The sequence below is a fragment of the Streptomyces sp. NPDC088812 genome, assembly GCF_044750285.1.
GTDB lineage: Bacteria > Actinomycetota > Actinomycetes > Streptomycetales > Streptomycetaceae > Streptomyces.
This window is the reverse complement of the sequence record NZ_JBIVJP010000039.1, coordinates 1-11,550: the sequence shown is the minus strand read 5'-3', so window position 1 is coordinate 11,550 and position 11,550 is coordinate 1. Positions and strand designations below refer to the sequence as shown.

Genomic DNA, 11,550 nt, shown 5'->3' with positions numbered 1-11,550 from the left:
CGGGGCCCGTGGGGGGGGCTGCGCGGCCAACCCGCCCGGGGGGGGGGCGCGGCCCCCCCCGGGGGGGGGGGGGCCCCCCCCCGGGGGGGGGGGGGGGGGGGGGGGGGGCGCCCCCGCCCCACGCCGGTCGGTCGGTGACGGCCCACGCCGGTCGGTCGGTGAGGGTCCGCGCCGGTCGGTCGGTGACGGTCCACGCCGGTCGGTCGGTGACGGTCCACGCCGGTCGGTCGGTGACGGTCCGCGCGGGGACCCCGTGATCACCCGGTCACCGGGTCACCCGGTCACCGGGTCACCCGGTCACCGTCCGCGCTCGATCACGGCGCGGCGCGTCCGTGCCCCGTGTCACGTCAGCCGCACCGTGCCGCCCCCCGCGCGTTCCGTCTCCAGGACCCACACCTCGTTGCGGCCCCGGCGCAGTACGGGTCCGGGAACGTACAGGGAGTGCTGTGGGCCCTCGGACCGGTAGCGTCCCAGGCAGAATCCGTTGACCCAGACGAAGCCGCACCGCCAGCCGGGCAGTTCGAGGGACGCGTCGCCGGGGCCCTGAACGTCGACGGCACCCCGGTACAGGCCGGGGTCCGTGCCCTCCGGTGCCCGGGACGGCAGGGCGGCGACGGCACCGGCGTCGTCGAAGGCGTCCAGCCGCAGGCCGCGGGCGCGTACGCCGTGCAGGTACTGCCGCTCGTGGAGGACGCCGCCGGTCAGGCCCTTGGGCTCGCCCAGGCGGGGTCCGTAGTTGACACGGCCGAGCGACTCCACCCACACCTCGATGTCGGCGGGGCCGGCGACGGGGGTGCCCGGCTCCGTGCGCACGCCGTCGACGTACAGCCGCACCAGGTCCCGGGCTCCGGGGAGGGTGAGGGGCAGCGCCGGACGGGGGCCGGGGACGCGCAGCCGGTAGCGCACGAGTCCGCGGTCGACGTCCAGTTCCTCGAAGGTGGCCGGCCGGCCGGACACGCTCTCCTCGCCGCCGAGGGCGTCGACCACCTCCTCCAGCGGGGTCCAGGCGGCGAGGGCGCAGGTGACGGGCGCCGCCAGGGACGGCGGGGCCGGTGGCGGGGCGGGCGGGGGCTCCTCGGCGTGGGCGGCCAGCACCTCGCGGAAGAGCCGGAACTTCTCCGTGGGCCTGCCCCGTTCGTCGAGGGGGGCGCCGTAGTCGTAGGAGGTCACCGTCGGCTGGAGGGCGCCGTCGTGCAGGTCGCCGGAGCGGTTGGCGCCCGCCCAGCCGGCGAAGCTGGTGCCGCCGTGCGCCATGTAGAGGTTGACGGAGGCCCCGGCGGCGAGGATCTCGCGCAGCGTCGCGGCCGCGTCCCCGGCGTCGCTCGGCACCGGCGTCTCCCCCCAGTGGGAGAACCAGCCGCACCAGAACTCCATGCACATCAGCGGGCCCGAGGGCCGGTGGCGGCGCAGGGCGCGGAAGGCCGCGGCCGGGTCCGAACCGAAGTTGACCGTCGCGGGCACGCCGGGCAGCGAACCGCCCGTCAGCATGTGGTCCTCGGGGCCGTCGGAGGTGAACAGCGGTACCGTCACCCCGGCGTCCCGGAGCACCTCGGCGAGTTCGCCCAGGTACTGCCGGTCGGAGCCGTAGCTCCCGTACTCGTTCTCCAGCTGCACCATGAGCACGGGTCCGCCGTGGTGGATCTGCCGCCGCACCACCTGCGGCAGCAGCCGGCCGAACCAGCGCCGCACCGGTTCCAGGAAGGCGGGGTCCCGGGTGCGGACCCCGGACCCGACGGCGCCGGTGAGCCAGTGCGGCAGACCGCCGTTCTCCCACTCGGCGCAGATGTACGGCCCCGGCCGGACCAGCGCCCACAGTCCGGCGGCCTGCGCCGCGTCCAGGAACCGGCCCAGCGCCTCCGGGTCCCGGTACTCGCCGGGGCGCGGCTCGTGCAGGTTCCACGGCACGTACGTCTCGACGCAGTTGAGTCCCATGGCGCGCAGCATCGCCAGGCGGTGCCCCCACTGGGCCTCGTGGACGCGGAAGTAGTGCAGGGCCCCGGACAGCAGCCGCACGGGCCGTCCGTCGAGCTGGAAGTCGCGGTCCCCGACGGTGAAGACGGGTCCCGTGCGTGCGTCGGTCATCTGCGGTGGCTCCTCGGTGCCCGCCTCGCGCGGCGGTTCAGTCGTCGGCGACATCGGCGTGGGTGGTGCCCATGCGCAGGCCGTCGACGCGGTGGACGACGTCGCTCTCCGGGGTGTCCCGGTCGTAGGCGCCCCACTTGGGTTCGTTGGCGCTGTCCCAGGTGCGTCCCGTGAAACGGGTGCCGCCGTCGGTGAAGGTCTGCGCGGTCCCGTCGAAGTACAGCTCGACCCAGCCGGAGGACGCCGACGCGGAGGTGTGGACGCCCAGCGCGAACCGGTGCCAGGCGCCTGCCGCGACGGGCGCCGACCAGATCAGGTTCCAGGCCGCGTCGGTGCCGACGTGGAAGAGGCGTACGGCGCCGTCCTTGACGGTCATGATCAGCGGGTAGTTCTGGTCGGCGTTCGGGTACGACTTCCACTGCCAGACGACGAAGTCGCCGCTGACGGTGGAGAGTTGGGACTCCCAGCCCAACCAGTAGGTGGAGTCCGCGGCGAACGTGTAGCGGGCGCCGTCGACCGACAGACCGCGGGACTCGCAGCGGATCAGGCCGCTGGGCTTGGTGTAGCGGAAGATCGTGCCGTGTCCGTCCGGGTTGGCCGCGGTGACCAGGCTGCCGGGTTCGGCGCACTCGACGCTGCCGAAGACGCCGGTGCCCTGTGCGGCGTCGCCGTCCCAGACGGTCGCGGCGTGCGCGGACGGGGCGAGCGCCGCCGACCAGGCCAGCGCCACCGCCACCACCACCGGGGCGGAGCGCCGTGCCCGGGGTGTCCGTCGCCGTGTGGGCGCCATCAGACGCTCCTCACGACGGTCTTCTGCGTCGCGCCCGCCTCGGCGGTGAGGTCCCCGAACGTCAGGGTGAGGTTCCGGCCCGGGGCCGCGTGGGTGACCGTGCCCGCCCGGGAGACGACCTCGGTGGTCCGGCGCCGCCAGGTCAGCGTGAGCGAGCGAAGCGTGCGCGTCGGGTCGGCGGCGCAGAGCACGGTGGTGCCGTCGCCGCGCCGCCGGATCAGCACCGAGCAGGGCGCGCTCGCGGTGAGGTCGCCCACCGTGCCCGCCGCCCAGAAGTTGACGGCGGTGACACCGAGGGCGGGAGCGTGCACGCCCTGGGCCTGCGCCGTGTTGGCGAGGACCGTCAACAGGGCCCGCCCGCGGGCGGCGTGGGCCGCGGTGCGGGCGGCCCCGGCGCCGGGGAGCAGGACGTAGGCGTAGGACGCGTCGACCGGATCGGTGCCGTGGTCGACGTACAGGGTGAGGTAGCGGTCGGTGAGGACGGTGGTGGAGGAGCCGGTCCTGATGTCGCTCCACCGGCCGGTGCGCTCCTCGCGCAGTACGGTGACGCCGCCTCCCTCGGGGAAGAGGTAGCCGCCGTGGCCGGCGATGTGTGCCCAGCGGGGATCGGTCAGGGTGTCCGTGCGCCCCAGGACGGCGGGCAGGCGGCGGCCGTCCACGGTGACGGCCTCCGTGCCGTCGGCGCCCAGGCGGCGGTTGTCGACGACGGAGTCGACGCCCTCCCCGTCCGACGCGGTGATGCCGGCGCCCAGGCAGACGATCCCCTCGTCCAGGAAGAACCAGGACTTGCGGGCCTGCGTGGTGGAGGAGAGCCCCTTGAGATGCTGGCCCACCGCGGCGTACGTGCCGTCGGTCGTCCCGCCGACCCAGGTCACCGCCGGACGCTCGGCGCCCCACTGCCCGCCCTCGCCGTCGGTGAGCCTCTTGCGGGAGGCGGTGGTGCCGGGCAGCCGGTAGGGGTCGACGGTCGCCCAGAAAGACTGCGAGTACTGCTCGTTGCCGGTGTCCTCGCCCCACCACGACAGCCAGCCGGCGCCGGTGTGCCAGCCGCGCAGGTTCTCCCCGTTGCCCCACTCGTAGTGGGCGATGCGCTCCGACGCCATGGACAGACAGGCCGCCCAGCCCCGGCGGCGGTGCACCGCCCGGTCCTGCGCGGGGAACAGCCGGTGCTCCACCGGCTCCGCGAGCGGGGTGACCGTGTCGTCGTCCGCGACGTCCTGCAACTCGGCGAGCTTGTAGACGCTCAGCATCGGGTCGGTGTGCGGCGGGCTGACGTACGCCCGCCGGATCCAGCCCTTGGCCATGGCTCGCCAGCGCGCGTTCCGCTCGGGGCCGGCGGCCCGGCCGAGCGCGACGACGGAGGCGATGATCGAGTGGCCGCGCAGATGGTCGTCGTTGGGGCCGGCCGACTCGCCCGGCGGCACCCCGCGGGAGATCGCCCGCCCGGAGACGGCGTCCATGCACAGACCGTTGTAGAGGAAGGGCGCCCAGGCCCGCTCGACGGCGTCGAAGTAGTTCTCCCGGGCCGGGTCGGTGATCTCCCACGGCGATCCCGCGAGCAGCGCGAGCAGCAGACTGAGGCCGGTGAACAGGTCGGCGCCGTAGGAACCGGCGTAGGGGACCCAGGTGTGCTGGAGGAAGGAGCCGTCCCGGTGGAGGCCGTCGCCGGAGGTGACGTACGGGAAGACCGGGGAGAGGGCGGCGGCGGCGATGGAGAGCCGGCCGGCGTCCTCGCCGACCAGAGCGCTCAGCACGATGGTCCGGCACAGGTCGACGCGGTTGGCGCCGGTCGAGGTGCCGGTGTACGAGGCGACCGCGCTGTCCGGGACGAAGGCGCCGACGGCGGAGGTGATCGCGGTGAGCAGCTCGGTGTCGAGGTGGTCGTGCAGGACGATCGCCGCGTCCAGCAGGGCCTGCGGGCCGCCGATCTGCCAGTTGTACCAGTTGCCGTAGCGTGCCTGGCCGGCGTGGTAGACGTCGTCGACGACGTGCCGCAGACCGGCCACCACGTCCGCCGCGAAGGCGTCGTCGCCGGTCAGGCCGGTGCCGGGCTGCGCGTACGCCTCCGCCATCGAGCGCAGCCGTTGCAGGGTGAGCTGGATCTGGCCGGAGTAGGTGTACGAGGCGGAGTCGGTGTCGGGTTCCGGGTCCAGCCAGACCATCTCGGGCCACAGCGAACCCGGCACGGGCCGCATGGCGGTGCGCCAGGCGGCGGCACTGGCACCCAGCTGGGCGAGTTTCGAGGCGAACGGCTCGGCGGTGGGGCTGAAGCCGGAGCCGAGGATCAGCCCGCGCCAGGTGGCGCGCAGCGACGCGAACTCCTCGGCGGCGTGGGCGGGGCGGGACAGGACCGTCGCCGAGGCGGCGCCGGCGAGCCCCAGCGCTGCGGCGGCACCGCCCGTCGCCTTGACGAAACCACGGCGTGACCAGGGTGTTGGCATGGCGTCTCCAAGCCCGGAGGAAGGGGGGAAGGGGAGGAAGGGAGGAGGGGAGGAGGGAGGGCGCCGGGCGTCGCGCCGTCAGGAGACCTCTCGACGGCGGGACGCGGCGTACTCGGGGCACTCAGTGCACTCGGCGCACGGGAACGGGTGGCGCAGCAACTTGGCGGTGGCGCGGGAACTCGGTGGTGGTGCAGGAACTCGGTGGATGGGTTTCTAGCACGACATGCGCAAGACGCTCAATACGTAAGCTCCGTAAGATTCGATCACTAGAGTACGGTGGAACGCGCACGATCCGGGGGCTGACCAGGAGGACGAAGGATGCGGCTGCATGTCAATCAGCGCCATGAGCGGGTGCTGGAGATCGTGCGCAAGCGGGGGAGCCTGCGGGTGACGGAGCTGGCCGACGAGCTCGGCGTCTCGGCCGTCACGGTGCGGCGCGACGTCGAGGCGCTCGCCGAGCAGGGGCGGCTGACCCGGTTGCACGGCTCGGTGTCCTGGCCCGAGCCCGCGCGGGCCGCGGTGACGCCCGAGGAGAGCGCCGGTCCCCGGCCCGCCGCCGTACCCGCCGGGGTGGTGCTCGGCATGGTGGTGCCCAGCATGGAGCACTACTTCGCCGAGCTGGTCCGCGGCGCGCAGAACGCCCTCGCGGCGCGCGGGGGGCGGCTGGTGCTCGGCATCGCGCACTGGCGGCCCGAGGAGGACACCGCCCAGATCGAGCGGATGCTCGACGGCGGCGTCGACGGGCTGCTGCTCCAGCCCGGCTGGGTGCGCGGGGTGCCGACCGCCGAGCAGGAGCGGCAGCTGCTGGCACTCGGCGTGCCGGCCGTCCTGGTGGACCGCCGGATCCCGCTCGGGGGCCGGCTGGCCCACCTGGACAGCGTGCGCTCCGATCATGTGCTCGGCGGTGCCGCCGCGGTGCACCACCTGGCCGGCCTCGGCCACACCGGGATCGCCCTCCTCGCCCAGGACAATCCGACGTCACCGCAGGTCCGCGAGGGGTACGAGGCCGCGGTCGCGGCCTGTGGGCTGACCGTGCGGGAACCGGTGACCGTGGATCCGCAGGATCCGGGGAGCCTGGACGAGGCCGCGCGCCGGCTGCACCGGGCGGTGCGGCGCGAGGGCGTCACGGCGGCCCTGGTCCACAACGACCAGACCGCCATCGGCGTGGTGCAGCGGCTGCGCGAACTGGGGCTGTCCGTCCCGGACGACGTGTCGCTGGTGGCGTACGAGGACGAGATGGCGGCGCTGGCCGACGTACCGCTGACTGCCGTGGCGCCGCCGCGGCTCGCCGTCGGGGAGACGGCGGTCGACATGATGCTCGCACGGCTCGCCGCCCGGTCGACGGCGTCCGCCGGCCCCGCCGGGCCCCCGGTCGGGGGCGGTGCCCCGAGCGCCGCCGAGGTGGCGCCGAGCCGTCATGTGTCGCTGGTCCCCCGGCTGACCGTACGGGCTTCCAGCGCCTCGCCGAGGTGATCGACCGCTCCGCCGTCGACCGGTCCGCGATCCGACGGGCGGTGGGACGCGCCCTGAACTGATTGTTTTGATCGAGTTGTTCATTCGCTCTTGACGGCGATCGTTGTGGCACAAAAGATGGCCCGCGATCGCCTCAACTCCTGAGGCGGCTCGCGCATCCTAGGAGCCAGTGGAATGACGTCTGCCCACCGCACCCCGCGCCTCGCCCTCACGGCCTTCCTCGGGTGTCTGACGCTGTTGGCCACCGCGTGCAGCGGCGCGTCCGACGCACCGGCCGGCGGTTCGTCGGACGGCAAGCCGGTCACCCTCACCATGTGGTCGTGGATGGTCGGCACCCAGGACGTCGTCGACGCCTTCAACGCCACCCACCAGGACATCCGCGTCGACTACACCGAGATCACCGCGGGGGCCGACGGCTACTCCAAGATCGACAGCGCGATCGAGGCCGGCAACGCCCCCGATGTCGTCGGCATGGAGTACGCGATGCTTCCCGAGTTCGCCAGCCAGGGGAACCTGGAGGACCTCACCGAGTACTCCGGCAAGCTGGTCGAGACCTTCCCGGAGGCCCTGCGGTCCCTGGTCACTCCCGGCGGGCGCACCTGGGGCGTGCCGTTCGACGTCACCCCGCAGCTCCTGTACTACCGGACGGACCTGTTCGAGAAGGCCGGTGTCGGCGTCCCCCGCACCTGGGCGGAGTTCGCGACGGCCGCGGAGAAGATCAAGGCCGCCGACGACGGCGTCCGCATCCTCAACGCTCCCAGGGGCGGCGACGTACCGTTCGTCAACGGGGTGGCCTGGCAGGCCGGTTCGCGCGGCTTCGGCGTCGAGGGGGACGCCTGGACCGTGGACCTGGACGACCGGGCCGCGCTCAAGGTCGCGAAGTTCTGGGACGGGCTGGTCCGCGACGGACTGGTCCTCAACCACCCCGCGTGGAGCGAGGAGGAGAGCACCGCCAGGAAGAAGGGCCAGGTCGCCTCCTTCATCGGCGCCCCGTGGAGCGGCGCCGGCCTGATCTCCCAGACACCCGAGCAGAAGGGCACCTGGGCGGTCGCGCCGCTGCCCACCTGGGACGGCGAGGCGGCCACCGGCTCCTGGGGCGGCACGTCCTTCGCGGTCCCCAAGGGCAGCGAACACACCGAGGCGGCCGCGGAGTTCATCGAGTGGCTGACCACCGACCCCGCCGCCATGACGGCCCGCCTCGCCGACGCCGAGGCACCCAGCAGCGTCCTGCCCGCCGACCCGGAGCTCCAGAAGGTCGCGGCGGCGGACTTCGCCGAGGCCTCCGGCAACTACTTCGCCAACGACCTGTACGAGGTGGCGGCCGCCCAGGTGGACACCATCGTCCCCGGCTGGACGTGGGGGCCGGTGCAGGGTTCGGTCAACGAGGCGTTCGAGGGCGCCGTCGCCCAGGGCGGCTGGACGGGAGCCTTCGAGGCGGCGCAGAAGGCCGCGGTGAAGGCACTCGACCAGCGGGGCCTGAAGAGGGCGGACGGCTGAGCGCACCGCCGTGCGCGTGCCACCGCTCAAGAGCCTCCGGCCGCCCGGTCACCTCCGCCCCGCCCCACCCCTGTCCCTGTCCCTCTCACTCCCTCCCTCCCTTCTCTTCTCTTCTCTTCTCTTCTCTTCCAGAGGATCCATGACAGTCCCGGCTCCGCCCCCCGCCCGGCCCTCACCGGGGCGCGCCCAGCGACGCGCCGCCGCCGTCTTCATCGTCCCGTTCCTCGCTCTCTTCGCGCTCGTGATGGTGGCCCCCGTCGTCTACGCCCTGTGGACGAGCCTGTTCCGGGAGCAGTCCTCCGGCCTCGGCTTCGGGGGCACCGAGACCGTCTTCGTCGGACTGGGCAACTACGCCGACGCGCTGGGCGACACCGCCCTGCGCGCGTCCTTCCTCCACGTCGCCGCCTACCTCACGGTCTACGTCCCGCTGATGACGTGCGCGGCACTGCTGCTCGCGCTGCTGCTGGACTCGGCCGCGGCACGGGCCCGGCGCCTGTTCCAGCTCGCCCTCTTCCTGCCCTACACGGTGCCCACGGTGATCGCCGCGATCATCTGGGTGTACCTCTACTCCCCCGGGCTCAGCCCGGTGATGGAGTGGTTCGCCACCGCGGGCCTGAGCGTCGACTTCTTCTCGTCCGGGCTGGCCGTACCGTCGGTGGTCAACATCGTGACCTGGCACTACGTCGGGTACAACATGGTCATCCTCTACGCCGCGCTCCAGGCGGTCCCCCGGGAGACGCTGGAGGCGGCCACGATGGACGGGGCCGGCGCGATCCGTACCGCCCTGCGGATCAAGGTGCCGCACATCCGCTCCGCACTGGTCCTCAGCGTCCTGTTCACCTGTGTCGGGGCGGTCCAGCTGTTCAACGAGCCGTACATGCTCGCCACCCAGTCCGAGGCCATCAACCGTGACTGGTCGCCGGTGATGTTCGTGCACAAGGCGGCCTTCGTCGACCACCGCTCCGGGGTCGCCTCCGCCGCGGCCCTCATGATCGCGCTGCTGGCCGGCGCCCTGTCCTACGCCGTGACCACGCTCGGAAACCGCTGGAAGGCAGCATGAAAACGCAGACCGGCACCGGCGTGCCCCGGCACGGCGCACGCTCCGGCCCATGGACCTCGAAGGCCGTCGTCAACGGCGTCCTCGCCGTCTTCTCGCTCTACACCTTGATGCCGCTGACCTGGCTGTTCGTCGCCGCCACCAAGGATCACGGCGATCTCGTCGGCACCGGTGGCTTCACCTTCGCCGACTTCAACCTCCTGGACAACCTCGGCGACCTCTTCCGGCACGACGACGGCGTCTACGGACGCTGGCTGTTCAACAGCGTCCTCTACTTCGGCCTGGGCTGCCTGGCCTCCACCTTCGTGAGCACGGCCGTCGGCTACGCCTTCGACAAGTACGACTTCCGGCACAAGGAGAAGGTGTTCGGCGTCGTCCTGCTGGGTGTCCTGGTGCCGAGCGCGGTACTCGTCCTGCCGCAGTACCTGCTGGCGAGCAAGGCGGGCCTGGACAACACCTACGGGGCCGTCCTCGTCCCCCTGCTGGTCAACCCGTTCGGCGTCTACCTCGCCCGGGTCTTCTCCGAGGGACACGTCCCCGACGAGGTCGTCGAGGCCGCCCGCATGGACGGCGCCGGTGAAGGGCGTGTCTTCCGCTCGGTCGGACTGCCCATGATCGCGCCCGGTTTCGTCACACTGTTCCTGTTCACCTTCACGTCGAGCTGGAACAACTTCGTCCTGCCGCTCTACATGCTGAGCGACGACAAGCTCTACCCGGTCACCCTCGGTCTGGCGATCTGGAGCAAGTCCTCCCAGCAGAACCCGGAGTTCTACATGCTGACGATCAGCGGGGCCCTGGTCTCGATCCTGCCTCTGATCATCGCCTTCGTCTGCCTCCAGCGCTTCTGGCGTTCGGGTCTCACCACCGGCGCGGTGAAGTGAGATGACCGCCCTTGCCGAACCCGCCCCGCGTCGCCCCCGCACCGTCCTCGCCATGTCACCGGACACCCGTGACGCCCTGCGCGCGGAGGGTGCCGTGGACCGGCTGCGGACAGTGGCCGATCTCGACCCGGACCTGCTGGTCACCGACTTCGCGGACCCCACCGCGACGACGGACCTCGCGCGGACGGAGGTTCTGCTCACCCACTGGGGCTGTCCACCGCTCACGGAACGCGCACTGGCGCGGATGCCCCGGCTGCGCGCCGTCGTGCACGCCGCGGGGTCCGTGAAGCATCACGTCACCGAGGCGGTGTGGGAGCGGGGCATCACCGTCTCGAGCGCCGCCGCGGTCAACGCCCTGCCGGTCGCCGAGTACACGCTGGCCATGATCATCATGGCGGGCAAGCGGGTGCTGGACAGTGCGCGGACCTACCGGGAGAACCGTGCCGCTCCCGCGCTGCTGCCCTACTACACCGGTCACGGCAACTACGGACGCGTCGTCGGGATCGTCGGTGCCTCACGGACCGGCCGCCGCGTGATCGAGCTGCTCCGGCCGTTCGACTTCACGGTTCTCGTCCACGACCCCTACCTCGACGACGAGGGCGCCGCCCGACTCGGTGTCCAGGCCGTCGGTCTGGACGACCTGACCCGGCGCAGTCACGTGGTCTCCCTGCACGCCCCCCAACTCCCCGAGACGCGCCACCTGTTCGACGCCCGGCGGCTGGCCCTGCTGCCCGACGGCGCCACCCTCGTCAACACCGCGCGCGGCTCCCTGGTCGACACCGACGCGCTCACCGCCCAGCTGGCGTCCGGCCGTATCCACGCGGTCCTCGACGTCACGGACCCGGAGGCGCTGCCCCCGGACTCGCCGCTGTTCCGGCTGCCGAACGTGCTGTTGACCCCGCACGTCGCCGGCTCCCTCGGCGGGGAGCTGGGCCGCATGGCCGACCACGCGGCGGCGGAGGTCACCCGTTACGCCCAGGGCCTGCCGTTCGCGCACCCGGTGCGCCCCGGTGACCTCCTCCACGGCGCCTGACGGGCGAGGAGGGGCCACCGGGGCGACGCCCGGGAACCGTCTAGCCGACCGGGCGCGACGCACCCGGGGCGGCACCGACGCCCGTCACCCCGTCCGGGTCGGCCGCGTGCTCGGTGGCGGCGAGTGCCTTGTTGCGGCGGACGGAGGACCAGAAGGACCAGGCGATCAGCACGACGCCGACCAGGCCGGTGATGATCTCGTTGATCTGGTACTGGATGGTGACCAGCAGGATCATGGCGAGGGCGCCGATGGCGTAGTGGGCGCCGTGTTCGAGGTAGACGTAGTCGTCGAGGGTG

9 protein-coding genes are annotated in these 11,550 nt (G+C 72.9%); 5 read left to right on the top strand and 4 right to left on the bottom strand.

Translation table 11 applies throughout. From position 1 onward, the window contains the following. Positions 1-342 precede the first annotated feature (342 nt). The 3 genes from ACIP67_RS41870 to ACIP67_RS41860 are packed head-to-tail and all read right to left on the bottom strand — an operon-like array spanning position 343 to position 5,313. A complete protein-coding gene (locus tag ACIP67_RS41870) occupies positions 343-2,082 on the bottom strand; it encodes a beta-galactosidase (protein ID WP_401699645.1) in 1,740 nt (579 codons plus the stop codon). 37 nt (positions 2,083-2,119) lie between these two features. Then, positions 2,120-2,872, bottom strand: a complete 753-nt coding sequence (locus ACIP67_RS41865; RefSeq protein WP_401699643.1) for a heparin lyase I family protein — start codon at positions 2,870-2,872, stop codon at positions 2,120-2,122. Beyond that, on the bottom strand, positions 2,872-5,313 hold the full coding sequence (locus ACIP67_RS41860) for a polysaccharide lyase 8 family protein (protein ID WP_401699640.1): 2,442 nt from the start codon (positions 5,311-5,313) through the stop codon (positions 2,872-2,874). The genes ACIP67_RS41865 and ACIP67_RS41860 overlap by 1 nt, the downstream gene beginning before the upstream one ends. A 318-nt stretch (positions 5,314-5,631) precedes the next feature. Between ACIP67_RS41860 and ACIP67_RS41855 the strand changes: the two genes are divergently transcribed. From ACIP67_RS41855 to ACIP67_RS41835, 5 genes are all read left to right on the top strand, one after another. Next, positions 5,632-6,786: a substrate-binding domain-containing protein gene (locus ACIP67_RS41855; protein ID WP_401699638.1), complete on the top strand. Its 1,155-nt coding sequence runs from the start codon at positions 5,632-5,634 to the stop codon at positions 6,784-6,786. Positions 6,787-6,960: 174 nt separating this feature from the next. Further along, positions 6,961-8,283 carry an ABC transporter substrate-binding protein gene (locus tag ACIP67_RS41850; protein ID WP_401699636.1) on the top strand — a complete coding sequence of 441 codons (1,323 nt, stop codon included), beginning with the start codon at positions 6,961-6,963 and terminating at the stop codon, positions 8,281-8,283. Positions 8,284-8,422: 139 nt separating this feature from the next. After that, a complete protein-coding gene (locus ACIP67_RS41845) occupies positions 8,423-9,343 on the top strand; it encodes a carbohydrate ABC transporter permease (protein WP_401699634.1) in 921 nt (306 codons plus the stop codon). Beyond that, positions 9,340-10,221 carry a carbohydrate ABC transporter permease gene (locus ACIP67_RS41840; RefSeq protein ID WP_401699631.1) on the top strand — a complete coding sequence of 294 codons (882 nt, stop codon included), beginning with the start codon at positions 9,340-9,342 and terminating at the stop codon, positions 10,219-10,221. The genes ACIP67_RS41845 and ACIP67_RS41840 overlap by 4 nt, the downstream gene beginning before the upstream one ends. 1 nt (position 10,222) lies before the next feature. After that, a complete protein-coding gene (locus tag ACIP67_RS41835; protein WP_401699628.1) occupies positions 10,223-11,254 on the top strand; it encodes a hydroxyacid dehydrogenase in 1,032 nt (343 codons plus the stop codon). Between the two features lie 40 nt (positions 11,255-11,294). On the opposite strand, the gene ACIP67_RS41830 is transcribed toward ACIP67_RS41835, so the two are convergent. Further along, the coding region (locus ACIP67_RS41830; RefSeq protein ID WP_401699626.1) for a DUF475 domain-containing protein at positions 11,295-11,550 on the bottom strand (256 nt) is incomplete at its 5' end.

Bases quoted from the DNA above. Each gene is read 5' to 3' on its own strand.
- ACIP67_RS41860 (WP_401699640.1), bottom strand. From the start codon at position 5,313: ATGCCAACACCCTGGTCACGCCGTGGTTTCGTCAAGGCGACGGGCGGT.
- ACIP67_RS41850 (WP_401699636.1), top strand. From the start codon at position 6,961: ATGACGTCTGCCCACCGCACCCCGCGCCTCGCCCTCACGGCCTTCCTC.
- ACIP67_RS41840 (WP_401699631.1), top strand. From the start codon at position 9,340: ATGAAAACGCAGACCGGCACCGGCGTGCCCCGGCACGGCGCACGCTCC.
- ACIP67_RS41845 (WP_401699634.1), top strand. From the start codon at position 8,423: ATGACAGTCCCGGCTCCGCCCCCCGCCCGGCCCTCACCGGGGCGCGCC.
- ACIP67_RS41855 (WP_401699638.1), top strand. From the start codon at position 5,632: ATGCGGCTGCATGTCAATCAGCGCCATGAGCGGGTGCTGGAGATCGTG.
- ACIP67_RS41870 (WP_401699645.1), bottom strand. From the start codon at position 2,082: ATGACCGACGCACGCACGGGACCCGTCTTCACCGTCGGGGACCGCGAC.
- ACIP67_RS41865 (WP_401699643.1), bottom strand. From the start codon at position 2,872: ATGGCGCCCACACGGCGACGGACACCCCGGGCACGGCGCTCCGCCCCG.
- ACIP67_RS41835 (WP_401699628.1), top strand. From the start codon at position 10,223: ATGACCGCCCTTGCCGAACCCGCCCCGCGTCGCCCCCGCACCGTCCTC.